The sequence below is a fragment of the Ochrobactrum sp. SSR genome, from assembly GCF_030067775.1.
GTDB classification, from domain to species: domain Bacteria; phylum Pseudomonadota; class Alphaproteobacteria; order Rhizobiales; family Rhizobiaceae; genus Brucella; species Brucella teleogrylli.
Window position 1 is genome coordinate 2,384,444 of the sequence record NZ_CP125969.1, and the last position, 24,278, is coordinate 2,408,721.

A 24,278-nucleotide genomic window follows, 5' to 3' on the forward strand; every position below is an offset into this window, starting at 1 on the left:
GCATGCAATCAGCGCCAGTTTTCGTCGCGCCACATGGCCGAAAAGGCGGTTCTGTAGTCGGGATAAGCGAAGGAATAGCCCAGCGCTTCAATACGCTTATTGGAGACGCGCTTGTTCTCACCATAGAAGGAGCGCGCCATCGGTGTCAGTTCCGCTTCTTCGAACGGCACTTCCGGCGGCGGCGTGACGCCCATCAGCTCCGCTGCATAGGCAACGACATCCTGCGGCGGCGATGGTTCATTGTCGGTAATGTTGAAAATACCGCCCGTATCGGTGCCCGCGAGAAAGCGCAAAGCGCCCGCAATGTCTTCCACATGGATGCGGTTGAAAACCTGATCCTGCTTGACGAGACGTCGCGCCGTGCCGCGCTCCAGATTGACGAAAGCATTGCGACCGGGACCGTAAATGCCCGACAGCCGCAGAATAGCCAGCGGCGTTCCATGCCGCTCGCTCAATTCTGTCCAGGCCTGCTCCGCCTCGACGCGTTCTAGGCTGCGGCGCGAAACCGGCTTGCAGGGTGTGGTTTCATCCACCCAAGCGCCCTTGTGATCGCCATAAACGCCGACGGTCGAGAGATAGCCGATCCAGCGAATCGTATTGTCTGGGCGGCGCAGCGCTTCTTCGACCCATGCGAGCGTCGGGTCGCCCGCTTCGCCGGGCGCAACCGAGACCACCACATGGGTTGCCTTGGCAAGCCGTTCCAGAAGGTCGGGCGAGGGCGTTTCACCATCGAACAAGACCGGCGCAATGCCGGATTTCTCAAGGATCGGGAATTTCTGTTCATGACGGGTGGTTCCGTCGATGCGCTCTGTTTCTCCCGTCATCCGCTTGGCAAAGGCTTGCGCCGAATATCCGGCCCCGAACAGGAAAATGCGCATATCAGACTGTCTCCGTATTCCACTCTTCCTGCACCGTAGCATCCTCCTCCGTGGAGGCCAGACGTTTTTGCAAGGCATCGACATGGCCCGGCTCGGCCAGTTGCTTCAAGGCCCAGACTGCCGCCCCGCGTACGACAGGTGCGGCATCGCCAAGCAGCGCTTCGATCTGTGGCAAAAGCGTTGTATCGCCGGAATTGCCCGCCGCGATCAGCACATTGCGGATGAAGCGGTCGCGCCCGATCCGCTTGACCGGCGAGCCGGAAAAAGCGCGCGAAACGCCGGATCGTCGAGCGCCAGCAGGTCGCTGAGACGGGGCGCTTTCAGATCGTCGCGCGCCTTCAGCTTCATTTCGCTGGTTGCCTGCGCAAATTTGTTCCACGGGCAGACCGAAAGGCAGTCGTCGCAACCATAGATGCGGTTGCCCATCACCTTGCGGAACTCCGCCGGAATAGGCCCCTTGTTCTCGATGGTGAGATAGGAAATGCAGCGGCCTGCATTGATGCGGTAGGGTGCTGGAAAGGCCCTGGTCGGGCAGGCGTCGAGACAAGCGCGGCAGGAGCCGCAATGATCCCGGTCTGGCTCATCTGGCGGGATTTCCGCCGTGGTGAAGATCGAGCCGAGAAACAGCCATGACCCCAGTTCGCGGCTGACCAGATTGGTGTGCTTGCCCTGCCAGCCAAGGCCTGCGGCTTCCGCCAGCGGCTTTTCCATGACGGGCGCAGTATCGACGAAGACTTTGACGTCCTGCCCGGCCCGCGCGGCGAAGCGGCTTGCCACATGCTTCAGCTTGCCCTTGATGATGTCGTGATAATCGCGGTTCTGCGCATAGACCGATATGGCCGCACGATCTTTCTGGTCGAGGATAGCCAGCGGGTCGGTGTCCGGCCCGTAATTCATGGCCAGCATCATGATGGAACGGACTTCGGGCCACAGCACGCCGGGATTGGCGCGGCGCTCTTCGGTCTCTTCCATCCAGAGCATATCCGCGTGATGGCCGTCGGCAATATATTGCCGCAGGCGTTCAGGCGCCTGCGGGATAGCATCGGGCGTGGTGAAGGCGACGGCGTCGAACCCCACGGCTTTGGCTTCTTCGATGAGGAAGCGCTTCAGTTTTTCTGTTTTCGAATTAGAAGTCGAGATCGCCATATTGGGCCACCGGGGCAAGCCCGCGCACGCGATCAGACAGAAGCGGGCGGAAAGCGGGACGCGACTTCATGCGCGCATACCAGTCGCGTGCCGCGCGCGTTTCGCCCCATTCGATTTCGCCGAGATAATCCAGCACGGAAACTGCCGCTGCCGCCGCCATATCGGCATAGCTTGGATGCGCGCCTGCCAGCCAGTCGCGGGTTGCGGCCAGCCAGTCGATATATTTCATATGCTGGCGGATATTGGTGCGGGCTGCGCGGATCGCGGTCGAATCCGGTGCACTGCCACCCATTTCAGCCGCCATCTGCAATTTATAAACGCGCTCGCGGGTGATGTGGCGCGTGACTTCGTTTTCGAATTTCAGCAGGAACCAGTCTACCAGACGGCGCACTTCGGCGCGCTCCATCGGGCTTTCCGGCAAAAGGCGACGGTTGCGCTTCAATGCGCCGCGTGTCTCATCGAGATATTCGGCAATCACCGTTGCGCCCACGACCGGCAGGTCGTTTTCCGCCAGCAGCACCGGCAAAGTGGCGGCAGGATTCAGCGCCAGGAATTCCTTGCGGCGCGACCACGGCCTCTCCTCGATCAGTTCCGCTTCCACGCCATATTCGCCGAGGATAAGCCGCACATAACGCGAGCCTGAAGACATGGGATGATGAAACAGCGTAAGCATGATCGACGCGGTACTCTCGACTGACACAGCTTGAATTGAACGTCCGGAGATTGGCATGGCGTTTGCGCATGCAGCAGGCTATTTCTGCTGCCAAGCGATTCGGCGCCGCCTCAACGGAATATAAAGTCTATAAGACCTATGTTTGCGGGAGACAAGCAATCGCTGGACGTGCTCGTTTTCACCTCAACACCCGCAATCGCGGGCCAGTTCAGATGCCTCCATTGTGCTCATCATTCTAAGGTACTGACTTCATGGATATTTTTAATCTGCTGGAAGCCGCGTTTCTCGGTCTGATCGAAGGTTTGACCGAATTTATCCCGGTTTCCTCCACGGGGCATTTGTTGCTGGTCGGGCATTTTCTGGGCTTTGAATCCACAGGAAAGACGTTCGAGGTGCTGATCCAGCTCGGCGCTATTCTGGCCATTCTGACCGTTTATTCGGCGAAATTGCTCAAGCTTCTGGCGGATTTTCCGCGGGACGCGCGCACGCGGCGTTTTGTTTTCGGTATCCTGATCGCCTTCCTGCCCGCCGCTGTCATTGGCGCGCTGGCGCATGGCTTCATCAAAAGTGTGCTTTTCGAAACGCCGATGCTGGTCTGCATCATGCTGATCCTCGGCGGTCTGATCCTTCTCTGGGTAGATCAGCTCAATTTGCGCCCGCGCTATCATGATGTGATGGATTATCCGCTGCCGATGTGCCTCGCCATCGGCTTCATCCAGTGCCTTGCGATGATCCCCGGCGTGTCGCGTTCGGGTTCCACGATTGTCGGCTCGCTGCTGCTCGGCGCCGACAAGCGCTCGGCTGCTGAATTCTCGTTCTTCCTCGCCATGCCGACCATGGCCGGTGCCTTCGCTTATGATCTTTACAAGAGCCGCGACATGCTCACGGTCAATGATGGCGCGTTGATTGGCGTCGGCTTCGTGATGGCCTTCATTTCGGGCGTGTTCGTCGTGCGCTATCTGCTCGACTATGTCTCGCGCCACGGCTTCAAACTATTTGCCTGGTGGCGCCTGATTGTCGGCTCGGCTGGTCTTGCCGCACTCCTCATTTGGGGATGAGCAAAAGAAAAGGGGCCGTGAGGCCCCTTATTCATTTCCGACTATCGATATCTCACGCAAAACCGGTCTTGGTATACTGACCGGCCACGCGATAGCGCCAGAGATAGGCGGGCAGAATGGCGTCGACGCCTTCCGGGGTAATGCCCATGCCCTGCAATGTACGACCTTCCTTGATGGCGGCTTGCGAAACCACATTGTCGGATTTCAACAGCCGTATCTGATCCTTGGTGATCGGCGGATTCGGCAGCACGCTGAGAACGGTCGCCTGAAGACCGGCGGCCCACCATGGCAGCGAAATGAGAACGCGCTTGCGGTCGATGACGCGCAGCATGTCCTTCATCCAGTTCTTGAACGGTTGCACATCCGGGCCGCCGAGTTCGTAGATGCCGCCCGGCATCAGCTTGCCATCGACGGCGCGGGCAACAGCTTCCGCCACGTCGCCGACATAGACCGGCTGGAGCTTCGTTTCGCCGCCGCCGATGACCGGCAGGAAGGGCGAGAAGCGCGCCATATTGGCGAAGCGGTTGAAGAAGCGGTCTTCGTGACCAAAAATGATCGAGGGACGCAGGATAACGCTTTCCGGCAGCACGGAAAGCACGGCGTTTTCGCCTTCAGCCTTGGTGCGCGCATAGTCCGAAGCCGAGTTTACATCGGCAGCGAGCGACGAAATGTGGGTCATCGGAATACCGGCGGCCTTGGCGGCTTCGGCGATGTTCTTCGCGCCCAGCACCTGAACCGTGTTGAAACGCTGGCGACCGCCTTCGGCCAGAATGCCGACGAGGTTCACGACATGATCGGAACCCTTGACGACCAGATCGACCGAAGCGCGATGGCGGACATTGGCCTGCACCATCTGGATCTGCCCGACATTGCCGAGCGGCGCCATGTAATAAGCCACTTCGGGCTTGCGCACGGCAACGCGCACACGATAGCCACGCTTGGTGAGACTTGCTACGACCGCGCGCCCGACAAAGCCGGAGCCGCCGAAAACGGTGACCAGTTTCGGCCTGTTGTGGACTTCGTTCGGTTCGGTCTTCATCCTAAACTCCTGCATGAAAGCCAGTTGCGCCGCTTGTGAGCAGCAGCCGCAATGTGTCTGTATTGCCGGTGATTTATCGCCTTTTTGCCACAAGGCAAAGGGGACTTGTTGTCACGATCATGATAGCAGGGCTTTTTCCCGCAATTAAAGCGCAATAGAGCTTTGAGATTTCGCTGCTTGCTGTTAAATCGCGCGCATGAGCACACCACTTGACCATATTCGCAATTTTTCGATCGTCGCCCATATCGATCATGGCAAATCGACGCTGGCCGACCGCCTCATTCAGTTGACGGGCGGTCTGGATACGCGCGAGATGAAGGATCAGGTTCTCGACTCGATGGATATCGAGCGCGAGCGCGGCATCACCATCAAGGCGCAGACCGTTCGTCTCACCTATAAGGCGAAGAACGGCGAAGATTATGTGCTGAACCTGATCGACACCCCCGGACATGTCGACTTCGCCTATGAAGTCTCGCGTTCGCTGGCGGCATGCGAGGGTTCGCTTCTGGTGGTCGACGCTTCCCAGGGCGTGGAAGCGCAGACGCTGGCCAATGTCTACCAGGCCATCGACAACAACCATGAAATCGTGGTCGTGCTGAACAAGATCGATCTGCCCGCTGCCGAGCCTGAGCGCGTCAAGGAGCAGATCGAGGAAGTGATCGGCATCGATGCGTCGCAGGCCGTTCATATTTCCGCCAAGACCGGCCTCGGCATCGAAGATGTGCTGGAAGCCATCGTCACCCAGCTTCCAGCACCGAAGGAAGGCGATCGCAATGCACCGCTCAAGGCGATGCTGGTCGACAGCTGGTACGATTCCTATCTCGGCGTCATCGTTCTGGTGCGCGTCATCGACGGCGTGCTAAAAAAGGGCCAGACCATCCGCATGATGGGCACGGGCGCGAAATATCCGGTGGAACGCACCGGTGTCTTCACGCCGAAAATGGTGCAGATGGACGAACTCGGCCCCGGCGAGCTCGGCTTCATCACCGCTTCCATCAAGGAAGTGGCCGATACGCGCGTCGGCGATACGATCACCGAAGATCGCCGCCCGACCGAGAAAATGCTGCCCGGCTTCAAGCCTGCGCAGCCGGTGGTGTTCTGCGGCCTGTTCCCGGTCGATGCGGCGGATTTTGAAGATCTGCGCGGCGCCATGGGCAAGCTGCGCCTCAACGATGCTTCGTTCTCGTTCGAAATGGAAACCTCTGCAGCGCTCGGTTTCGGCTTCCGTTGCGGCTTCCTCGGTCTGTTGCATCTCGAAATCATTCAGGAACGTCTTGAGCGCGAGTTCAATCTCGACCTCATCACGACCGCGCCTTCGGTTGTCTATCGGCTGAACATGATCGACGGGTCGCAGAAGGAATTGCACAACCCCGCTGACATGCCGGATGTGGTGAAAATTTCGGCCATCGAAGAGCCGTGGATCAAGGCAACCATCATGACACCGGATGATTATCTCGGCGCGATCATGAAGCTCTGTCAGGAACGCCGCGGCATTCAGGTGGACCTCACCTATGTCGGCCCGCGCGCCATGATCACTTATGAACTGCCGCTCAATGAAGTGGTGTTCGATTTCTACGACCGTCTGAAGTCGATCTCGAAGGGTTATGCGTCGTTCGACTATAATCTCTCGGAATATCGCGAGGGCGATCTGGTCAAGATGTCGATCCTCGTCAACGAAGAGCCGGTCGATGCGCTGTCGATGCTGGTGCACCGTTCGGCTGCAGAAAAGCGTGGCCGCGCGCTTTGCGAGAAGCTGAAAGAGCTGATCCCGCAGCACATGTTCAAGATTCCGATTCAGGCAGCGATTGGCGGTCGCATCGTGGCGCGCGAGACCATCTCGGCGCTGCGCAAGGACGTGACGGCCAAGTGCTACGGCGGCGACGTGACGCGTAAGCGCAAACTTCTGGAAAAGCAGAAGGAAGGCAAGAAGCGCATGCGCCAGTTCGGCAAGGTCGAAATCCCGCAGGAGGCCTTCATTCAGGCGCTCAAGATGGGCGATGATTGATGCCCGTTCCTTTGATCCGTTGTAGGGATTGCTTCTGCGTAGGCGCGCACCTAAGCTGAAAGAATATCACTGTGATAAAGGGCACTTTGGTGCCCTTTATCTTTTTGGGGTGTTGGAAGGGCGCGCTGCGCTTTCCCTCATCCTGAGGAGCCGTTGAAAACGGCGTCTCGAAGGGCGAGGGAAAGTCGCTGAGAGCTGGCTGTATTTAATAGTGCAAATTTTTATGTTTTTACCGTCCTGCGATTAAGTCTGGATCCGGGAGACAGCAGACGCGGCGCAACCGCCCCTCGCCCTTCGAGACGCCACCTTTGGTGGCTCCTCAGGATGAGGAGCGGGGCAGGCGGCATCAATGGTGCCGGCGTGGGCGAGGTTTATAGCTTGCGGCGCGACAGTTCCGGCAGGCCTTCGTAGTTCAGCGCAATTAATGCTTCTTTCTTTGCCCGTGACCAACCTTTGATCTGTTGTTCGCGTGCAATGGCATCCACGATCCGATCATAGGTTTCCGTAAAAACAAGCTCGACGGGCCTCCGCTTCTTTGTGTACCCGTCATAAATACCCTCATTATGCTCCCATAACCGAGCTTCGATGTTCTGCTTGGTGAGCCCGGTGTAATAAGATCCATCCACGCAACGCAGAATGTAGATTGTTACTTCCATGACTTGCCCCCGCGCGTCTTGGGAAGCTAAATGTTGCTGCAAATTTGACTGTCGAACAAGCCACGGCGACCGGCTACAGGATCGCTCGCGCTCGGAAAGTTGAAATCAATGTCTGTAAATCCCCGCGTCTCCATCACCTACTGCACCCAATGCAATTGGCTTTTGCGCGCTGCTTGGATGGCGCAGGAGCTGTTGCAGACTTTCGGGCAGGATCTGGCGGAAGTCGCATTGCGTCCGGGCACTGGCGGGGTTTTTGAAATCCGGGTGCTGATGCCCGATGGCAACGAGGAACTCATCTGGGAACGCAAGCGCGATGGTGGCTTTCCGGAAGCCAAGGTTCTGAAACAGCGCGTGCGCGATCTCGTCTGGCCGGAACGCGATCTCGGTCATACAGATCGGCCAGTAAGTTCGTGAGGGGATTTTTACCCGATCCTTCGATGAACTCAGGATGAGGTGTCGCTTTGCTCCGCACCTCAGGATGAGGGAAAACAGGGTCAGTCCTCATCCACCACGCGCAGGCGCATTTGGGTGGGCGCGCTTTCCGCTGGTCTCGCTTGGGGCCGTGGCGTTTCCTCGGCTGGCTTTTCGCCGAATTCCAGCGCTTCGATCTTCGCGCCGCGCCGGGTAACCTTGTTGGACGACACCAGAATATCGTCAATATCCTTGTTGGCCTGCACAAAGTGGGTTTGCAGCTTGCGCACACGTTCGTCCAAACGGCCCACATCTTCCATCAGGCGGATCACTTCGCCCTGAATGACATGCGCCTGTTCGCGCATGCGGGCGTCTTTCAGGATTGCCTGAATAACCTGAATGGACAGCATCAGCAGCGATGGCGAGACGATCACGATCCGCGCCCGGTGCGCACGCTGGATAAGCGCTTCGAAATGCTCGTGAATATCGGCAAAGATCGACTCTGACGGCACAAACAGAAACGCCGTGTCCTGCGTTTCGCCGGTAATCAGATATTTGTCGGAAACATCCTTGATATGGATTTCCATGTCACGGCGGAACTGCGCGACGGCAGCTTTGCGGGCGTCCGGATGTTCCGTTTCGCGCATGGCGTTCCATGCTTCGAGCGGGAATTTGGCGTCGATTACCAGCGATGGCGCTTTATTGGGCATGCGCACGAGGCAGTCGGGGCGGGTGCCGTTGGACAGCGTCGCCTGAAATTCATAAGCGCCTTGCGGCAGGCCGTCAGCGATGATCGCTTCCATGCGTGACTGGCCGAATGCGCCGCGCGTCTGCTTGTTGGCGAGGATCGCCTGCAACTGCACCACCTGTCCGGCGAGCGACTGGATATTGTTCTGCGCCGTGTCGATGACGGCAAGGCGCTCCTGCAACTTGGCGAGGTTCTCATGCGTCGAGCGCGTCTGCTCGGTCATGGTCTGGCCGATGCGATGCGTCATGCCGTCGAGCCGTTCGCGGATCGACTGGTTCAACTCCGCCTGCCGCGAGCCGAAAACCTCCGCCATGGTCTGCATGCGGCCCTGCATCTCTGCCTGTGCCTTCAGGATTTCCGCCATGCGATATTCGGCATCGCGGGCGCGGTCTTCGGCCTGCACTTCGGCAACGGCACGCAGGCGCGCAGAGCGCGACGCGGTGATCAGGAAAATGACTAGGCAAAGCACGACCACCACGATGCCAGCCAGAAGAATATCTCCCAGCGTGAGCGATGTGGCACCAAGCTGCAAAAGCGGCTCATTCAGGAGGTTCTGGTTTTCCATGCAACAAGCTTAGCTGATTCGTACTGCCTTGAAGAGATCAAAACGAGAACATTTTGCAAAGCACAATTGACGATTCTGTCTCAAGCGATTACGTGAAGCGCATGTCAGTAAAACCGCTTGTCATCCTTCCCGATCCTGTGTTGCGCCTGGTTTCCAAGCCAGTGGAGCGCTTTGACGATCAGCTGCGCAAATTTGCCGGCGATATGTTCGACACCATGTATGACGCGCCGGGCATCGGCCTTGCCGCCATTCAGGTGGGCGAGCCGATCCGTATGCTCGTCATCGACCTTGCCAAGGAAGGCGAGGAAAAAGCGCCGCATGTCTTCGTCAATCCCGAGATTGTCGGTGTGACGGATGAAGTCAGCACCTATGAAGAAGGCTGCCTGTCCATTCCGGATTATTATGCGGAAGTGGAACGGCCAGCCGCCATTCAGGTCAAATATTTCGATGCCGATGGCAAGCCACATGCGATGGAAGCCGATGGGCTGATGGCCACCTGCCTGCAGCACGAGATCGATCATCTCAATGGCGTGCTTTTCATTGATCATATTTCAAAGCTGAAGCGCGATATGGTCATCAAAAAGTTCAAGAAGCTCGCCAGCCAGCGGGCGTCGAAGAAGGTTCTTTAATGCGTATCGTCTTCATGGGCACGCCGGATTTTTCCGTGCCGATCCTGACCGCTATTATCGGGCAGGGCTATGATGTGGTCGCGGTCTATTCGCAGCCACCGCGTCCGGCAGGGCGCAGAGGGCTGGAGCTGACCAAGTCGCCTGTCCATGAAAAGGCCGAGCAGTTCGGCATTCCCGTCTTCACGCCGAAGAGCCTCAAGGGCGCGGAAGAACAGGACGTCTTTGCGAGCCTTGAAGCCGATGTCGCCATCGTTGTGGCCTATGGGCTGTTGCTGCCGAAGGCCATTCTCGATGCGCCGCGGCTCGGCTGCTATAACGGCCATGCCTCGCTTCTGCCGCGCTGGCGCGGTGCAGCGCCTATCCAGCGGGCCATCATGTCGGGCGATAGCGAAACCGGCATGATGATCATGAAGATGGACGAGGGGCTCGATACGGGCCCGGTCGCCATGGCCGAAAAGGTGGCGATCACGCCGGATATGACGGCGGGCGAATTGCATGATCGCCTGAGCATGATCGGCGCCGATCTGATGGTGCGGGCGCTGGGAGCGCTCGAGCGCGAAAGTCTGGCCTTGCAGCCGCAGGCCGAAGAAGGCGTTACCTATGCCGCCAAGATCGACAAGGCCGAAGCGCGCATTGACTGGTCGAAGCCAGCGAAGGACGTGCATAACGCCATTCGCGGCCTTGCGCCTTTTCCGGGTGCTTGGTGCGAAATGGAAATCAACGGTGCGGTCGAACGGGTAAAGCTTCAGCGCTCGACGCTGGCCGAAGGTTCCGGTGCGCCGGGTACGGTGCTGGACGACCGGCTGACAATTGCCTGTGGCGAGGGCGCGGTGCGGCTCGTCACTTTGCAGCGCTCGGGCGGCAAGTCTTTGCCTGCGCAGGAATTCCTGCGCGGCGCAACGGTTACGAAGGTTTTGTAGGCCCGTGCCGCGCTACAGACTTCTGGTCGAATATGACGGCACGCCCTATGCGGGCTGGCAGCGTCAGGAAAACGGCCACACGGTTCAGGGCGCTATTGAGCAGGCGTTCAAGAAATTCTGCGGTGAAGATCTGGCGTTAAGTGCTGCGGGCCGCACCGATGCGGGCGTTCACGCGACGGCGCAGGTTGCGCATGTCGATCTGACGAAGGATTGGGGCGCGGGCAAGGTGCGCGATGCGGTCAATGCGCATCTGGTCATGGCCAATGAGCGCGTAAGCATCCTCAATGTCGAGAAGACGACCGAGAGTTTCGATGCGCGTTTTTCCGCGCAGGGACGACATTATCTCTATCGCTTCCACAATCGTCGTGCCCCGCTGGCCGTCGATTATCAGCGCGCCTGGTGGGTGCAAAAACGCCTCGACCACGAGGCGATGCATGAAGCAGCGCAGCTGCTTCTGGGCGAGCATGATTTCACCACGTTTCGTGCTACGCAATGCCAGGCCAAAAGCCCGGTCAAGACGCTTGATCGGCTCGACATCACGCGCCATGGCGAGATCATCGAAATGCGCGTTTCGGCGCGCTCTTTCCTGCATAATCAGGTGCGATCCTTCGCGGGCAGCCTGATGGAAGTGGGCGTCGGTCGCTGGACGGCGGATGATTTGCAGGCGGCGCTTGAAGCAAGAGACCGCAAGGCCTGCGGACAGGTCGCGCCACCTTACGGTCTCTATCTGATCGGCGTCGATTACGCTTTTCCGTTTTAGAGCGGTTCCGTTAAAACGGTATCGTGGAACCGCTCTATCTATTTGTTTTTACGCATTATCCTGCGTATCGAAGCGGGATCAGAAATCAGTCCAGTGAACTGATTTCCCCGCGTAGGCGCTTCGCACTTTTGCTGGAAATGCTCTAATAAGCATGCGGGTCGAAGCCGATGCCGAAAATCTGCTGAAGCAGCACGGTAAGGAACAGCGACCCGAAGAAGACGCAGGCGAAGAATGGCGCGACAAACGCGTGCTGGCGTTGTAGCGCCACGTGGGTCAGCCGATAGCTCAGCACAATCGAAGCGCCGAACATGATCAGCGCGAACAGCGTCGCCACATCGAAGCGCCCGGGAAAAAACAGCTGTAGCAGCGTGATCGGTGCAAAGATCCAGGCCAGCAGCGCGCTGCCCCAGTTGGTGGCAATCACATAGGCCGCATAGCGTTTGACGATACCGATCCGCTTGGCCAGCATGCCGATGATGGCCAGTGGCACCACCCACGCCGCCACATCGACGAAGGCGGCCCGCAGCACGATGGCAAAGCGGATGCCCGCTTCCTCGCGTCCGGCGGTGAGGTCGGCGGCATAGGCCACCCAGCTGGCAAAAAGCGGCGGCAGAGCCACCGCTATTGCGAAAAACGAAGACCAGAACCCCTCGGCGGTTATATCGAGATAATCGAGACCGTCGCGGCGACCGAGCATCATTTTCCAGACGCCCCGAAAATATCTGAAAATATCGTCCAGGCTCGGCATGAAGAACCTTATTTACCCAAAGAAGTCAGCGATGAAGCGCTCATAAATCTGTGTCAGTCCTTCGAGGTCGGCAAGGGCCACACGTTCATCGACCATATGCATGGTCTGGCCGACAAGGCCGAACTCCACCACCGGGCAATAATCCTTGATGAAGCGCGCATCGGACGTGCCGCCGGACGTCGACAGTTCCGGTCGCTTGCCAGTCACGGCCTCGACGGAAGCGGTCAGCGTGCCGATCAGCTTTTCATCGCGGGTCAGGAACACATGGCTTGGGCTCTCGCGCCATGTCAGCTCATAGCTGATCGGCGTGTCGCGGCCCGGACGCAGGCGATTGTCGCGCGCTGCCTTTGCGAGGCGAGCGCTGATTTCGGCCTGCAGGCTTTCTGCGGTCCATGTGTCGTTGAAACGGATATTGAACGAAGCCGTTGCCTTGTTCGGAATGACATTGGTGGCCTTGTTGCCAACATCAATGGTGGTGACTTCCAGATTGCTGGCCTGAAAATCCGCCGTGCCCTGATCGAAGGCCGGATAAAGCAGGCTGTCCACCAGCGTGGTGATGCCGCGCACCGGATTTTCCGCCAGATGCGGATAGGCCGCATGGCCCTGCACGCCCTGAACGGTGATCGTGCCGGAAAGCGAACCGCGACGACCGATCTTGATCATATCGCCAAGCGTGTTGGGATTGGTCGGTTCGCCGACGATGGATGCGTCCCAGCTTTCGCCGCGTTGCTTTGCCCAGTCGAGCAGTTTCACCGTTCCATTGACTGCCGGGCCTTCTTCGTCACCGGTGATCAGGAAGGAGACGCTGCCCTTGAGGTTGCCGTGCTTTTCGATGTGCCGCGCGACGGCTGCCACAAAGCAGGCAACGCCGCCTTTCATGTCTACAGCGCCGCGCCCATACATGATGCCGTCTTCGATGGCGGCTGAGAAGGGCGGGTGCTTCCAGTCGCTTTCATCGCCGGGCGGCACCACATCCGTATGACCGGCAAACATCAGATGCGGTCCGTTGCCGGATTTGCGCGCATAGAGATTTTCGATGTCGGGCGTGCCCTCTTCGCTGAAGACGGGGCGCTCGACGGAAAAGCCCAATGGCTTCAGCATCGCTTCGAGCGCCGTCAGCGCGCCGCCTTCGGCAGGCGTTACGGATGGGCAGCGGATCAGGGCGGCAAGATTTTCGGCGGGATTGACTGAAAGGCTCATGATGTCGGCTTCTTACTCAAGAATCGTCTGTTGTGTGAGACTAGATCGGGATGCGTACGGATGGAACCACAAACCTTGGTTCTGACCATGGCAGAAAATTCGCTCTTCACGCGCTTTTCCAACTTGGTTGCAATTTGGGAACGAAATTTCCTTGACCGGATGGCCCCTGTCATCGTTAGTTAAAAAAGAGTTGATAACGAGACCCGGGAAACGGGCCGGTCAGCGGGAACTTTTTTCAAAATGGGAAACTGTGTATGCGTTTAATCACCACAACTGTAGCAGGCATGATGGCGCTCTTCGGAGCAACGATGGTTCCAGCCAAGGCTGCACAGTGGAGTGAAGCGGGCGGACTGACAAGCATCCCTTACGGACACAAAGACTATTGCGGGCGCAATCCACGCGATTGCCGCAGCCATAGTGTATTGCCCCCGATGCAGCTGACACCGCAGCGCCTGAAGCTTTTGCAAAGCGTAAGCAGCTCCGTCAATCACCGTATCAAGCCGGTTTCCGATCAGGATAATTACGGCAAGCGCGACTACTGGACCATGCCGGTCAACGGCAAGGGCGATTGCGAGGATTATGTTCTGATGAAGCGCGCGCAACTGATGGCGCGCGGCATCAGCGCCTCGCAGCTTCTGATTACCATGGTGCAGGGTAGCGAGGCGCATATCGTGCTGACCGCCCGCACCGATCATGGCGATTATATTCTCGACAATATGCGTGACGAGGTTCTGCCGCTCGAGAAGACGTCCTATCGTTATATCAAGATGCAGTCGCCTTCCAATTCCGGCCAGTGGGTTTCCATCGCCGGACGTTCGGTTGCCGTTGCCAATAATTGAACGTTGCCGGAGAGCTCGCTGAGCCTCTCGCAATGAGAGCCATCGCTGAAGGCCGCATCTTTGATGCGGCTTTTTGTTTGCGGGGTTTGCGGTGGATCGAGGCGTCTTTTTACCGGACCCGTTGAAGATTGGGAGCATTTGCACGAACCGGTCTGATGCGGCAGGATAAGGCCTTGCTCCATTAAAAATCGCTCATTGTTCACGTTTATTATACAATAACCTCAAACACACTGTTCGAGATTGGTGAACAAATTAAGGGCTGTAACACGGCCGTGATGGAGAAATCGTAATCCATCATTTTGTTTTTAATTATTTTTTTTTGTATTAATTGCAACGATTGTGGCAGGCGATGTGCACAAATCTGTGAAGTTTTTAAAATTTTCGTGACTGGAACTTTTCCCCATTGTTACCCATTTGGGATGTATCGGAACGACGAATTCATACGCCGCTCCATTTTGTTAGGAGATAGAAAATGAAGAAGCTTGTTCTTACCGCTGCTGCCCTTGCCCTGAGTGCCGGTGCTGCTTTCGCTGAAAACCCACGCGTAGGCGAACCTGAAAATCTCTATGCAAATGACCGTACCCCGGTCGCGTCGCAGTCCGTTGATTATACCGCGCCCGCAGCGATCAGTGCTCCGGTTTATCGCGATGGTTCTGCCAATCGTTTTGGCGATGCCAACCAGGGCTAATGGCTCTCCGGAACTATAGCCCGCCCGGTTCTGATGGAGCGGGATCTTTCAAAACACCCGCTTTGCATGTCGTCCCAAAGGTGTCGCCGGTGCAGGTTTTGAAGATCTGCCGGACACCGGGAGGGAAAGCCTCGAAGGCTTAGTCCAACTTGAAAGTCCCTGTTGCCTGAAACAAGGCTTCGAACGGCCAGATGCCGATGATGGGACAACATGATGCGAAGGAATAGGAAAATGAAAAAGCTCGCTCTTGCCGCCCTTGCTGTCGCTCTAAGCGCTGGTGCAGCCTATGCCGAAAATCCTTATGTCGGCATGCCGGAATCTCAGGTTATTCAGGAGAAGGCCTTCAAGACCCCGAATACGGGTCCGCTCTTCGGCACGAAGGGTGATGTCGATTACACCGCAACGGCGACCATTCGCCAGTCGACTCCGGTTTATCATGATGGTTCGGCCAACCGCTTCGGTGATGCTTCGCCTTCCAGCTATGAAAATTAATGCCCCGGTAGCTTAGCAATCTCCCCGGAGGATGGCTGCGAGGCCTCCCCGGACCACGGCCCGGACCAGAGGCTTTGCGCCATCCGAAGGGGCGACCCATCTTGAAGCGCAAATGCTGGAATGAAAAAGGCGAAGCACCAGCTTCGCCTTTTTGCTTTGTATTAGTCGCGCATCAGTCGCGCAGCAATTCATTGATCGAGGTCTTCGAGCGGGTCTTTTCATCGACGCGCTTGACGATCACGGCGCAATAGAGGCTCGGGCCCCAGTTTTCACCGGGTACGTTCTTGCCGGGCATGGTGCCTGCGACGACGACCGAATAAGGCGGGACTTCGCCATAGAAGACTTCGCCGGTCGCACGGTCGACGATCTTGGTCGATTTGCCGATGAAGACGCCCATGCCGAGCACCGAACCTTCGCGCACGATGCAGCCTTCCACGACTTCCGAACGCGCGCCGATGAAGCAATTGTCTTCGATGATGGTCGGTCCGGCCTGCATCGGTTCCAGAACGCCGCCAATGCCGACGCCGCCGGAAAGATGCACATTCTTGCCGATCTGCGCACAGGAGCCGACGGTCGCCCAGGTGTCGACCATGGTGCCTTCATCGACATAAGCGCCGAGATTGACGAAAGACGGCATCAGGATGGCGTTCGGCGCGATATAGGCCGAGTGGCGCACGACGCAGTTCGGCACGGCGCGGAAACCGGCCTTCTCGAATTCGTTGGCAGTCCAGCCGTCGAACTTGGACGGCACCTTGTCCCACCAGGAAGACTGGCCGGGGCCTCCCTTGATGACTTCCATCGGGTTGAGACGGAAGGAGAGCAATACTGCTTTCTTCAGCCATTGGTTGACTTGCCAGTTGCCGTCCGCCTGTTTTTCTGCGACACGGGCCTCGCCGCGATCGAGCAGGATAAGCGACTGTTCGACGGCATCGCGGATTTCGCCACGGGTTGCCGTGCTGATACCGTCGCGCTCGTCAAAAGCCTTGTCGATGGTCTTTTCGAGGGAGGCGAGGTCTGGCTTGGTCATGGGGTGCAGTCTCCGTGAATGGGCAGCGGATGGCAGGCCGGTAAGTGATCCGGCCGATTGTCATGAAAGTGATTAAGCGAAGGCGCCAAATGGGTCAATCATGATCACGGCGCAATTGCGCGCTCTTGATCTCATTCTCGAACAATGTCCGACATGTTTGAGACAGATTAAACATTTGGCCTGAGAATGAGTATGGTAACAGGTTTTAAGGAGCAGGTGAGAAGCATGAACCCGATGGAGAAGTCTGGCTGGACGCCTTTCCCGAATTCCGAGGAAGCGATCAAGCAGGCAAAAACCGTACCGCAAACGCCCCAGACGGAAGCGCCTGCCTATCGCCTTGCTTTCACGGACGACGATTTTTTGACGCGCCGTGACCTGCGCCCGGTGCGCCTGCAACTTGAACTGCTCAAGCCGGAGCTGATCCTTGCCGACCGCGGCATCAAATCGACGGTGGTGATGTTCGGCGGCGCGCGCATCCCAGAGCCGGGCGGCGAGGCATGGGCGGCGAAGAACGAGGTGCAGAAGAAGAATCTCGAAGCCAATTCTCATTATTATGAGGAAGCGCGTAAATTCGCGCGGATTTGCTCAGAATATTCGGCCACGACCTATTATCGCGAATTCATCGTGGTGACGGGCGGCGGACCGGGCGTGATGGAAGCAGGCAATCGTGGTGCCGCCGATGTCGGTGCACCGACCATCGGCCTCAATATCGTGCTGCCGCATGAACAGGCACCGAACCCTTATGTGACGCCGGAGCTCTGCTTCAACTTCCATTATTTCGCGATCCGCAAGATGCACTTCCTGATGCGCGCAAAGGCGATCTGCGTGTTTCCGGGCGGCTTTGGCACAATGGACGAACTATTCGAGGCGATGACGCTGATCCAGACCAACCGTATGGAACGCATGCCGCTGATCCTGTTCGGCAAGGAGTTCTGGACCAAGGCGATCAATATCGAATTTCTGGCCGAGCAGGGTACAATCTCGCCAGCCGATATCGAGCTTCTGAATTTTGTCGAAACGGCGGACGAAGCCTGGGAGCAAATCAAGGATTTTTACAAGCTCTGATCGAAGGTTAGACAGAGTTTTAAGGCAAATAGAAGGCCCGATCTGTTTTCAGGTTGGGCCTTTTTTGTAATGAAAGAATGCTGCCGTAGATGTGTATATTATTTAAAAGTAATTATAAATAATAATCATATGTTCTAATATGGAACAATTGATATTGCCGGAGTTAAAAATATATTTATAATAAAAATACATGGTTTTGTGAGGGGTATCATGTATTCTAATATTATAATTAAAAGATCTATTCCCGTAATATATCCTATTTTTATTTAAGAGGTCGCTATGAAAGCGATCCTTAAGAATGTTTCCGGGTTGCTGCTCGGGATGATGGTCTTTGTTTGCCCGGCGCATGCCGCTGATGTGAAACAATCGGGTCTGCCGCTTGATTTCGGTGCACTTGCTGGCGATGCCTTCGCCACTGCCGTATCTGCGAATGGGGCGGTCATAGCGGGCAGGGCGCAGACATCCGGTGGCATTTCGGCGGTATCGTGGGCCGGGGGATCGCCACGCCGACCGTCCTTTCTGTGACGGGCGGCAGCAATTCCGTCGTCAATGCCGTCTCGGCGGATGGCACATTCATTATCGGGCGGGCGACGATTGGCGCTGCGCAACACGCTGTGTCGTGGGCGGATGGCGCGACAATGGCCACCGACCTTGGAACGCTGGGGGGCGATTTTTCAGATGCTGTTGCCTTGTCCGCTGACGGCAGCATCATTGTCGGCAATTCCACAACGTCTGCCGGCAAGAACCGGGCGGTGAAGTGGACGAACGGTGTAACATCTCCAGTCGATCTTGGAACGCTCAACAACAACACATCCTATGCCAAGGCCGTTTCCGCCGATGGGATGGTAATTGTCGGTTATGCGGAATATGCGCCCAATGTTTCTCATGCCGTGTCCTGGATGAACGGGGCGCTGACGCCGACCGATTTGGGAACGCTTGGTGGTGCAACGTCGACCGCAAATGTCGTATCTGCGAACGGGCGCGTCATCGCAGGACAGTCGGAGACGGGCAACGGAGAACTCCACGCCGCGTCATGGACTGATGGTGCCTTGTCGCCGTCTGATCTCGGCACGCTTGGCGGCTACTATTCTGATGTTCTCACCCTGTCAGCTGACGGTTCCGTGCTTGCGGGCGTATCCAACAATGAGTTCGGCGAATTCCGTGCGGTATCCTGGCGGAACGGCGCGACCACGCCGACCGATCTTGGCACGCTCGGCGGGTATTCATCCGACGTTGCGTCTATCTCGGCTGACGGTTCAATCATCGTCGGGTCTTCGACCACAAGGAAGGGCAATTCCCACGCGGTTTACTGGGCGAATGGCGCCACCGTACCAACCGATCTCGGCACACTTGGCGGTGTGTCGTCGACGGCCATGGCCATGTCGGCTGATGGCACGGTCGTGGTGGGCACCTCGACGCTGGCATCCGGAGTGTCGCATGCGGCAGTCTGGAAACTGCTGATTTCGTCTCCGCCGGTGACGACACCAAAGCCCGATCCAGACCCGGGCGAGACGGGGCCGCCGCCTGTTACCGGAACGCCAACACCGGAGCCGGGTTCGGGCGGAACCGAGCCGGAGACCCCGGGGTCGGAAACCGGGTCCGGCTCTCAACCGGGATCGCCGCCCGATGGGCAAAATCCTCCGCCACCAGTTATCGAAACGCCTGCGCCAGAGACCGGTGCGGGAAGTCCCGAACAGGAGGTCCCGGGTACAGGAACCGGGTCGCCGCCGCCGATACAATCGGTCGCCGTCGATGTGACCAACACGACGAAAACTGTTGCTGCGCTGGCCGGGGATACATTTTCGGTGATGGAATCGCAGCGTGGAAAACTGGGGCGGTTGCAGCGTTCTTGCGACGTCGCGAAGGCGGGAGAGAGCTGCTACTCGCTTTCAGCGGATATCGGACGTTCAGGCGAGACGACCGATGCACTCGGCTGGATTTCCATGGCGCATGCCTTTACCGATAATTTTCTGGCAGGCATCACTGTGGCGCACTCCTTCTGGCGCGATATGCCGGATAGTTTCGACCGGGATAATGACAATATTGGCGGCGGTTTCTATGCCCGCTGGCGTGCGCCGACGACGACGGGCCACTGGTATCTGCAAGGTTCCGTTGCCGCCAGTCGCTACGATGTCGAGCGCACGCGCCAGATGCTGGACTATACCGAGGCTGGCATGGGCGAGAGCACGATCAAAGGCTGGGGCGCGTCGCTGGAAGCCGGGCGGTCGCACGAACTCTCCAGCGGTTCCGTCTTCGGCTATTATGCCGGGCTGCGTCACAGCGATCTGAAGATGGACGATTATACGGAAACCAACGCTTATTTCCCGTTCACCTATTCGAATGTGAAGTCGCGCCGCACTGCGGTCTATCTCGGGGCAAACTATGCCATGCCGTTGAGCGACAAGGTGCGGTGGCTGATCAATGCAGAGATCGAACAAGACATCGCGCATGATGATCCGAGCGTGACGGCAAGTGCCGATTATATCGGGGCGCTCAGCTTCGATGCTGATGTGGCGCATACGCGTGGCAGCCTGTCGACCACTTTATCCTATGCGTTCAGCGAGGTTTTGAGTGTGGGCGTGACGCCTTATCTCGCGCGCACCGTAAACCGGGATATGGCCTATGGTGCGAACATCGATGTTACGGGCAGATTCTAACCGGGAGGCAGGGGCTATGCTTCCGCCTTTTCCGGAACGGGAGACCGGGCGTCCTCCTCTTCCTGATAGGGGCGAGGGTGATGAACGAGCGTGACCAGCACGACCGAGATGATCATCAAAAGATACCATGAGCCGAGCTTGCCGAGCGAAACCGGCACCCAGCCATTATGCTGGTTGGGGTAGAGCCAGGCCTTCGACCATGTGCCGATATTTTCCGCAAACCAGATGAAGAACGAGGTCAGCAGGAACGCGACGAGCAGAGGCATTTTGTGCCGAAAACGAAACACGCGATAATGCATGCTGGTGCGCCAGAACAAGGCGAATGTCAGCGCAAACAGCGGCCAGCGAATATCCCAGATGAAATGATGGGCGAAGAAATTGACGTAGATCGCGGCTGCCAGCACCAGCGTTGTCCAGAGCGGCGGATAATGGTTCAGTCTGATATCGAAGATACGGTTGATGCGCGCCATATAGGAGCCGACCGCCGCATACATGAAGCCTGAAAACAGCGGTACGCCGCCAATACGGAAGAAGTTTTCTTCAGGATAGACCCATGAACCCGCATGGGTCTTGAACACTTCCATCGCCGTGCCGACAACGTGGAAAATCAGGATGACCTTGGCTTCCTCCCATGCCTCCAGCTTGAAGACCAGCATGGCAAGCTGGATGGCGACAGCGGAAAGGAACAGAAAGTCATAGCGGGTGACGATATTGGCGATACCGCCGATGCCGCTTTCCGGCCAAAGCCAGCGGGTGAGGATGATAAGGCCGAGCATGGCACCGCCGAACAGGCATGCCCATGCCTGTTTCAGCCCGAAGACCAGAAATTCGATCAGCCCGTCGGTCAGGTGATTGCGCGGCAGCCGGTCGAGGACGCGGTGGGCCGCCGCATCGATTGATTTTTCGAGGCCGGTAAAATGCCTATCTGCCTGCAATAATTTGTTCCAGAAATTGGGTCAGGTTATCCGTCACATAATCGACCTGATCGGTAAATTCCGGGTCGCTTTCCCATATTTCCGAGAAGGTTGGCTCAAAATTGTTCGGCACCACCAGGACGGTTTTCATGCCAAGCGCTTTCGGCACGACGAGATTGCGCGCCAGATCCTCGAACATCACGGCCTTGCTGGCATTGATGCCGAAAGCGCCGAGGAAGCGGTCATAGGTGACGCGCTCGGGTTTTGGCATCAGCCCCGCAGCGACAATGTCGAAGATATCGTCGAAATTATCCAGAATGCCGAGCTGGCGCGCCGCGCGTTCCGCATGGCCGCGATCGCCATTGGTGAAGATGAAGCGACGGCCCGGCAGCGACTTGATCGCTTCGCCGAGCGCCGGATCGGGCTTCAGCCAGCTATAGTCGATATCGTGAACCTTTTGCAGAAAGTCGTCCGGGTCGATCTGGTGGCATTCCATCAGGCCTTTCAGCGTGGTGCCATAGTCGAGATAGAACTGTTTCTGGATGCGGCGAGCTTCCTCGCGTGGCAATTGCAGCAGGTTTTCGACATAGCTCGTCATCTTCACGTCGATCTGCGAGAATAGATTGGCGGCGTGGGGATAGAGCGTGTTGTCGAGGTCGAACACCCAGTCAGTGACGTGCTCAAAGGCTGGGGTGAAGGCCGAAGGATTGGAACTATTGGTCATGGGTCTTTATGGCACGATGAGCGTGCCGGCACCATGTTCGGTGAAGAGTTCCAGCAGGACGGAATGCGGCGTCTTGCCATTCAGGATGACAACGCCTTCCACGCCACGGCGGATTGCTTCGATGCAGGTTTCGACCTTCGGGATCATGCCACCGGAAATCGTGCCGTCCTTGATGAGCGCCTGCGCATCGGCAACGGAGAGTTCCTTGATCAGCTTCTTGTCCTTGTCCAGCACGCCGGGAACGTCGGTCAGGAACAGAAGACGGGTTGCGGCCAGCGCGCCTGCGATAGCGCCTGCAAAAGTGTCGGCATTGATGTTGTAGGTATGGCCGTCACGGCCCGGAGCGACCGGTGCGATGACCGGGATCATTTCGGAACGCGCCAGAAGATCGAGCAGGGTGCGGTCGACTTCCGCCGGCTCGCCGACAAAGCCCAGATCAAGCACTTTCTCGATATTGGAATCGGGGTCGATGACGGTCTTGTGCGCCTTCTGCGCGAAGACCATGTTACCGTCCTTGCCGCACAGGCCGATGGCCCATTCGCCTTCGGCATTGATCAGAGCGACGATTTCCTTGTTGATGGAACCGGCCAGAACCATTTCCACCACTTCGACGGTCTTTTCGTCGGTGACGCGCAGGCCGCCCTCAAAACGGGATTCGATGCCAAGCTTGGTTAGCATGGCCTGAATCTGTGGGCCGCCGCCATGCACCACAATCGGGTTGATGCCCGATTGCTTCAAAAGCGCGATATCGCGAGCAAAGGCCTTGCCGAGCTCCGGATTGCCCATGGCGTGGCCGCCATATTTCACGACGACATGCTTGTTCTCGTAGCGCTGCATATAGGGCAGGGCGGCGGAGAGGAGTTGTGCTTGCATTTCGGGATTATCAAGGGTCGTCATCGCGGGCTCCATGGCTGGCGACAGGGCAGAAGAGGCAGGCTTTTCTAGACCGGTTTTGATTCAAATGGAATCCGCGAAAACGGTCTCGCTGCTTATTTTTCACGAATAGTTTGCTGGAAACGGCTTCTTATGTATGTGCCTATGTTCTATCCAAAATATGATTTTATAGTTTCACGGTTCCATGAAGAAAGTTGTTTCGATGCGCCGGTTTATTTTGACCGCTGTGGGGTCACTCCTTGCCCTCAATGCCGCCCAGAATTTTGCGATGGCGGCATCCTCCACTCAAACCGTGGTCTTTGTTAGACACGGCGAAAAGCCGGAAAACGGGTTGGGCCAGCTAAGCTGCCGTGGACTGAATCGCGCGCTGAAACTGCCCGCGATCATCGCAAAACAGTTCGGCAAACCGGCTGCGATTTTCGCGCCCAATCCGTCGGAGGAGAAGGACGACAAGGGCGGAACCTATGCCTATGTGCGTCCGCTCGCCACGGTCGAACCGACCGCGATTTCGCTTGGCCTGCCGGTGGATACGCGCTTCGGTTTCGAAGATATCGACAAGCTGGAAGAAGCGCTGGAAGCGCCTGCCTATCGCAATGCAACTGTTCTGGTTGGCTGGGAGCATAAGCAGATCGTCAAGCTGGTGCGCGACATCGTCAAGGAGAACAGCGGCGACAAGCATAGCGTGCCCAAATGGTCGGGCGACGATTTTGACAGCATCTATGTGCTGCGCATTACCCGCGACGGGGCAAAGACCAATGTACAGTTCGAGCGCCGCAATCAGGGACTGAACAACCTGCCGGAAACCTGTCCTCTCTGAGGACAGGTCAGGCTGAAATCATGACTCTTTGATCACCAGAGCCACAGCTGCGCGCAAATCGTCGAGGCCGAGGCCCTTTTCCGACGAGGTGGCGATAATGCCGGGGAAGCAGGCTGCACGACGGAAGGTGAGCTTGTGCGTATCCGCCATCAGGCGCGGCACGCCTGCCGGTTTGATCTTGTCGATCTTGGTCAGCACAATCTGATAGGACACGGCGGCCTTGTCGAGAAGGTCAAGCACTTCGGCGTCGTTCTTCTTAATGCCGTGGCGCGCATCGATCAGCACATAGACGCGCTTCAGTGTGGTACGTCCGCGCAGATAGTCGAAAACGAGTCGCGTCCAGGCATCGACATGGGCTTTTGGCGCTTCGGCAAATCCGTAGCCCGGCATATCCACGAGGGCGAGCGGCGGCAGGTCGCCGTTTTCGCCGGAATAACCGTCCGGCACGAAATAGTTCAGTTCCTGCGTGCGGCCCGGCGTATTGGACGTGCGCGCAAGGCCCTTCTTGTTGACCAGAGCATTGATCAGCGATGACTTGCCGACATTGGAGCGTCCCGCAAAGGCGATCTCCACCGGACCTTCCGGCGGCAGGAATTGCATCGACGGCACGCCACGGATGAAGATCCATGACTTCTTGAACAGCGCACGGCCTTGCTCGACCAGTGCCGCCTGCGCCGCGCGGGTCGCATCTGCCGCTGCCTGAGCCGCATTGATTGCCGCCTGCT

General features: G+C 57.6%; 25 protein-coding genes and 1 pseudogene. 13 read left to right on the forward strand and 13 right to left on the reverse strand.

From position 1 onward, the window contains the following. Positions 1-8 precede the first annotated feature (8 nt). From QLQ11_RS11285 to QLQ11_RS11295, 3 genes and pseudogenes are all read right to left on the reverse strand, one after another. A complete protein-coding gene (locus QLQ11_RS11285) occupies positions 9-878 on the reverse strand; it encodes an SDR family oxidoreductase (RefSeq protein WP_109369656.1) in 870 nt (289 codons plus the stop codon). 1 nt (position 879) lies between these two features. After that, positions 880-2,024: pseudogene (gene queG, locus QLQ11_RS11290) on the reverse strand (tRNA epoxyqueuosine(34) reductase QueG). Beyond that, positions 2,005-2,697 (reverse strand): glutathione S-transferase family protein, encoded by a 693-nt coding sequence (locus tag QLQ11_RS11295; protein ID WP_109370295.1) that lies wholly within the window; start codon positions 2,695-2,697, stop codon positions 2,005-2,007. The pseudogene queG and the gene QLQ11_RS11295 overlap by 20 nt, the downstream one beginning before the upstream one ends. 251 nt (positions 2,698-2,948) lie before the next feature. Between QLQ11_RS11295 and QLQ11_RS11300 the strand changes: the two genes are divergently transcribed. Beyond that, positions 2,949-3,755, forward strand: coding sequence for an undecaprenyl-diphosphate phosphatase (locus QLQ11_RS11300; protein ID WP_109369654.1), 807 nt, complete (start codon positions 2,949-2,951; stop codon positions 3,753-3,755). Between the two features lie 52 nt (positions 3,756-3,807). Here QLQ11_RS11300 and QLQ11_RS11305 read toward each other — a convergent pair whose 3' ends face one another. Continuing rightward, a complete protein-coding gene (locus QLQ11_RS11305) occupies positions 3,808-4,794 on the reverse strand; it encodes a complex I NDUFA9 subunit family protein (protein WP_109369653.1) in 987 nt (328 codons plus the stop codon). 196 nt (positions 4,795-4,990) lie between these two features. On the opposite strand from QLQ11_RS11305, the gene lepA reads away from it, so the two are divergent. Beyond that, on the forward strand, positions 4,991-6,799 hold the full coding sequence (gene lepA, locus QLQ11_RS11310) for a translation elongation factor 4 (RefSeq protein ID WP_109369652.1): 1,809 nt from the start codon (positions 4,991-4,993) through the stop codon (positions 6,797-6,799). A 371-nt stretch (positions 6,800-7,170) separates the two neighbouring features. Here lepA and QLQ11_RS11315 read toward each other — a convergent pair whose 3' ends face one another. Beyond that, complete coding sequence (locus QLQ11_RS11315) at positions 7,171-7,455, reverse strand: GIY-YIG nuclease family protein (RefSeq protein WP_109369651.1); 285 nt, start codon at positions 7,453-7,455, stop codon at positions 7,171-7,173. 108 nt (positions 7,456-7,563) lie between these two features. On the opposite strand from QLQ11_RS11315, the gene QLQ11_RS11320 reads away from it, so the two are divergent. After that, the gene (locus QLQ11_RS11320; protein ID WP_109369650.1) at positions 7,564-7,869 is read left to right on the forward strand and encodes a SelT/SelW/SelH family protein; all 306 of its coding nucleotides are present in this window, start codon (positions 7,564-7,566) and stop codon (positions 7,867-7,869) included. Between the two features lie 80 nt (positions 7,870-7,949). On the opposite strand, the gene QLQ11_RS11325 is transcribed toward QLQ11_RS11320, so the two are convergent. Next, positions 7,950-9,179 carry a DNA recombination protein RmuC gene (locus QLQ11_RS11325; protein WP_109369649.1) on the reverse strand — a complete coding sequence of 410 codons (1,230 nt, stop codon included), beginning with the start codon at positions 9,177-9,179 and terminating at the stop codon, positions 7,950-7,952. Between the two features lie 101 nt (positions 9,180-9,280). On the opposite strand from QLQ11_RS11325, the gene def reads away from it, so the two are divergent. The 3 genes from def to truA are packed head-to-tail and all read left to right on the forward strand — an operon-like array spanning position 9,281 to position 11,488. Further along, positions 9,281-9,808, forward strand: a complete 528-nt coding sequence (gene def / locus QLQ11_RS11330; protein ID WP_109370294.1) for a peptide deformylase — start codon at positions 9,281-9,283, stop codon at positions 9,806-9,808. Continuing rightward, positions 9,808-10,728, forward strand: coding sequence for a methionyl-tRNA formyltransferase (gene fmt, locus QLQ11_RS11335; RefSeq protein ID WP_109369648.1), 921 nt, complete (start codon positions 9,808-9,810; stop codon positions 10,726-10,728). The genes def and fmt overlap by 1 nt, the downstream gene beginning before the upstream one ends. A 4-nt stretch (positions 10,729-10,732) precedes the next feature. Further along, positions 10,733-11,488 (forward strand): tRNA pseudouridine(38-40) synthase TruA, encoded by a 756-nt coding sequence (truA, locus tag QLQ11_RS11340; protein WP_109369647.1) that lies wholly within the window; start codon positions 10,733-10,735, stop codon positions 11,486-11,488. 142 nt (positions 11,489-11,630) lie between these two features. Here the strand turns inward: truA and QLQ11_RS11345 are convergent, their stop codons facing one another. Together QLQ11_RS11345 and dapE are read right to left on the reverse strand one after the other, a co-directional pair. Further along, positions 11,631-12,236 (reverse strand): hypothetical protein, encoded by a 606-nt coding sequence (locus tag QLQ11_RS11345; protein WP_121538866.1) that lies wholly within the window; start codon positions 12,234-12,236, stop codon positions 11,631-11,633. Positions 12,237-12,248: 12 nt separating this feature from the next. Further along, entirely contained in the window at positions 12,249-13,436 is a 1,188-nt protein-coding gene (dapE, locus tag QLQ11_RS11350) for a succinyl-diaminopimelate desuccinylase (protein WP_109369645.1), read from the reverse strand. A gap of 287 nt (positions 13,437-13,723) precedes the next feature. Between dapE and QLQ11_RS11355 the strand changes: the two genes are divergently transcribed. From QLQ11_RS11355 to QLQ11_RS11365, 3 genes are all read left to right on the forward strand, one after another. Continuing rightward, a complete protein-coding gene (locus QLQ11_RS11355; protein WP_109370293.1) occupies positions 13,724-14,275 on the forward strand; it encodes a transglutaminase-like cysteine peptidase in 552 nt (183 codons plus the stop codon). A gap of 472 nt (positions 14,276-14,747) precedes the next feature. Next, positions 14,748-14,963 (forward strand): hypothetical protein, encoded by a 216-nt coding sequence (locus tag QLQ11_RS11360; RefSeq protein ID WP_109369644.1) that lies wholly within the window; start codon positions 14,748-14,750, stop codon positions 14,961-14,963. Between the two features lie 231 nt (positions 14,964-15,194). Then, entirely contained in the window at positions 15,195-15,455 is a 261-nt protein-coding gene (locus QLQ11_RS11365) for a hypothetical protein (RefSeq protein WP_109369643.1), read from the forward strand. 172 nt (positions 15,456-15,627) lie between these two features. Here the strand turns inward: QLQ11_RS11365 and dapD are convergent, their stop codons facing one another. Next, positions 15,628-16,482, reverse strand: coding sequence for a 2,3,4,5-tetrahydropyridine-2,6-dicarboxylate N-succinyltransferase (gene dapD, locus QLQ11_RS11370; protein WP_109369642.1), 855 nt, complete (start codon positions 16,480-16,482; stop codon positions 15,628-15,630). Between the two features lie 225 nt (positions 16,483-16,707). Here dapD and QLQ11_RS11375 point away from each other — a divergent pair, with 225 nt between their 5' ends. The 3 genes from QLQ11_RS11375 to QLQ11_RS11385 all read left to right on the forward strand — a co-directional run bounded on the left by QLQ11_RS11375 (position 16,708) and on the right by QLQ11_RS11385 (position 20,204). After that, a complete protein-coding gene (locus QLQ11_RS11375; RefSeq protein ID WP_109369641.1) occupies positions 16,708-17,547 on the forward strand; it encodes an LOG family protein in 840 nt (279 codons plus the stop codon). A gap of 279 nt (positions 17,548-17,826) precedes the next feature. Further along, positions 17,827-18,072 (forward strand): hypothetical protein, encoded by a 246-nt coding sequence (locus tag QLQ11_RS11380; protein ID WP_109369640.1) that lies wholly within the window; start codon positions 17,827-17,829, stop codon positions 18,070-18,072. Then, on the forward strand, positions 18,033-20,204 hold the full coding sequence (locus tag QLQ11_RS11385) for an autotransporter domain-containing protein (protein WP_371835881.1): 2,172 nt from the start codon (positions 18,033-18,035) through the stop codon (positions 20,202-20,204). Before QLQ11_RS11380 ends, QLQ11_RS11385 begins: the two co-directional genes overlap by 40 nt. A gap of 14 nt (positions 20,205-20,218) precedes the next feature. On the opposite strand, the gene QLQ11_RS11390 is transcribed toward QLQ11_RS11385, so the two are convergent. From QLQ11_RS11390 to argB, 3 genes are read right to left on the reverse strand one after another with little or no spacing between them, the layout of a single operon-like run. Next, entirely contained in the window at positions 20,219-21,139 is a 921-nt protein-coding gene (locus tag QLQ11_RS11390) for a DUF817 domain-containing protein (protein WP_109369638.1), read from the reverse strand. Then, positions 21,126-21,842, reverse strand: a complete 717-nt coding sequence (locus QLQ11_RS11395; RefSeq protein ID WP_109369637.1) for a pyrimidine 5'-nucleotidase — start codon at positions 21,840-21,842, stop codon at positions 21,126-21,128. The genes QLQ11_RS11390 and QLQ11_RS11395 overlap by 14 nt, the downstream gene beginning before the upstream one ends. A gap of 6 nt (positions 21,843-21,848) precedes the next feature. Beyond that, the gene (argB, locus tag QLQ11_RS11400) at positions 21,849-22,739 is read right to left on the reverse strand and encodes an acetylglutamate kinase (protein WP_109369636.1); all 891 of its coding nucleotides are present in this window, start codon (positions 22,737-22,739) and stop codon (positions 21,849-21,851) included. A 199-nt stretch (positions 22,740-22,938) separates the two neighbouring features. On the opposite strand from argB, the gene QLQ11_RS11405 reads away from it, so the two are divergent. Next, positions 22,939-23,553 (forward strand): hypothetical protein, encoded by a 615-nt coding sequence (locus QLQ11_RS11405; RefSeq protein ID WP_109369635.1) that lies wholly within the window; start codon positions 22,939-22,941, stop codon positions 23,551-23,553. An 18-nt stretch (positions 23,554-23,571) separates the two neighbouring features. Here the strand turns inward: QLQ11_RS11405 and yihA are convergent, their stop codons facing one another. After that, positions 23,572-24,216 carry a ribosome biogenesis GTP-binding protein YihA/YsxC gene (yihA, locus tag QLQ11_RS11410; protein WP_235858999.1) on the reverse strand — a complete coding sequence of 215 codons (645 nt, stop codon included), beginning with the start codon at positions 24,214-24,216 and terminating at the stop codon, positions 23,572-23,574. Positions 24,217-24,278 lie beyond the last annotated feature (62 nt).

Excerpts from the sequence above, each read along its gene's own strand:
- QLQ11_RS11285 (WP_109369656.1), bottom strand. The coding sequence starts at position 878 with ATGCGCATTTTCCTGTTCGGGGCCGGATATTCGGCGCAAGCCTTTGCC.
- QLQ11_RS11295 (WP_109370295.1), bottom strand. The coding sequence starts at position 2,697 with ATGCTTACGCTGTTTCATCATCCCATGTCTTCAGGCTCGCGTTATGTG.
- QLQ11_RS11300 (WP_109369654.1), top strand. The coding sequence starts at position 2,949 with ATGGATATTTTTAATCTGCTGGAAGCCGCGTTTCTCGGTCTGATCGAA.
- QLQ11_RS11305 (WP_109369653.1), bottom strand. The coding sequence starts at position 4,794 with ATGAAGACCGAACCGAACGAAGTCCACAACAGGCCGAAACTGGTCACC.
- lepA (WP_109369652.1), top strand. The coding sequence starts at position 4,991 with ATGAGCACACCACTTGACCATATTCGCAATTTTTCGATCGTCGCCCAT.
- QLQ11_RS11315 (WP_109369651.1), bottom strand. The coding sequence starts at position 7,455 with ATGGAAGTAACAATCTACATTCTGCGTTGCGTGGATGGATCTTATTAC.
- QLQ11_RS11320 (WP_109369650.1), top strand. The coding sequence starts at position 7,564 with ATGTCTGTAAATCCCCGCGTCTCCATCACCTACTGCACCCAATGCAAT.
- QLQ11_RS11325 (WP_109369649.1), bottom strand. The coding sequence starts at position 9,179 with ATGGAAAACCAGAACCTCCTGAATGAGCCGCTTTTGCAGCTTGGTGCC.
- def (WP_109370294.1), top strand. The coding sequence starts at position 9,281 with ATGTCAGTAAAACCGCTTGTCATCCTTCCCGATCCTGTGTTGCGCCTG.
- fmt (WP_109369648.1), top strand. The coding sequence starts at position 9,808 with ATGCGTATCGTCTTCATGGGCACGCCGGATTTTTCCGTGCCGATCCTG.
- QLQ11_RS11345 (WP_121538866.1), bottom strand. The coding sequence starts at position 12,236 with ATGCCGAGCCTGGACGATATTTTCAGATATTTTCGGGGCGTCTGGAAA.
- dapE (WP_109369645.1), bottom strand. The coding sequence starts at position 13,436 with ATGAGCCTTTCAGTCAATCCCGCCGAAAATCTTGCCGCCCTGATCCGC.
- QLQ11_RS11355 (WP_109370293.1), top strand. The coding sequence starts at position 13,724 with ATGGCGCTCTTCGGAGCAACGATGGTTCCAGCCAAGGCTGCACAGTGG.
- QLQ11_RS11360 (WP_109369644.1), top strand. The coding sequence starts at position 14,748 with ATGAAGAAGCTTGTTCTTACCGCTGCTGCCCTTGCCCTGAGTGCCGGT.
- QLQ11_RS11365 (WP_109369643.1), top strand. The coding sequence starts at position 15,195 with ATGAAAAAGCTCGCTCTTGCCGCCCTTGCTGTCGCTCTAAGCGCTGGT.
- dapD (WP_109369642.1), bottom strand. The coding sequence starts at position 16,482 with ATGACCAAGCCAGACCTCGCCTCCCTCGAAAAGACCATCGACAAGGCT.
- QLQ11_RS11375 (WP_109369641.1), top strand. The coding sequence starts at position 16,708 with ATGAACCCGATGGAGAAGTCTGGCTGGACGCCTTTCCCGAATTCCGAG.
- QLQ11_RS11380 (WP_109369640.1), top strand. The coding sequence starts at position 17,827 with ATGAAAGCGATCCTTAAGAATGTTTCCGGGTTGCTGCTCGGGATGATG.
- QLQ11_RS11395 (WP_109369637.1), bottom strand. The coding sequence starts at position 21,842 with ATGACCAATAGTTCCAATCCTTCGGCCTTCACCCCAGCCTTTGAGCAC.
- argB (WP_109369636.1), bottom strand. The coding sequence starts at position 22,739 with ATGACGACCCTTGATAATCCCGAAATGCAAGCACAACTCCTCTCCGCC.
- QLQ11_RS11405 (WP_109369635.1), top strand. The coding sequence starts at position 22,939 with ATGCGCCGGTTTATTTTGACCGCTGTGGGGTCACTCCTTGCCCTCAAT.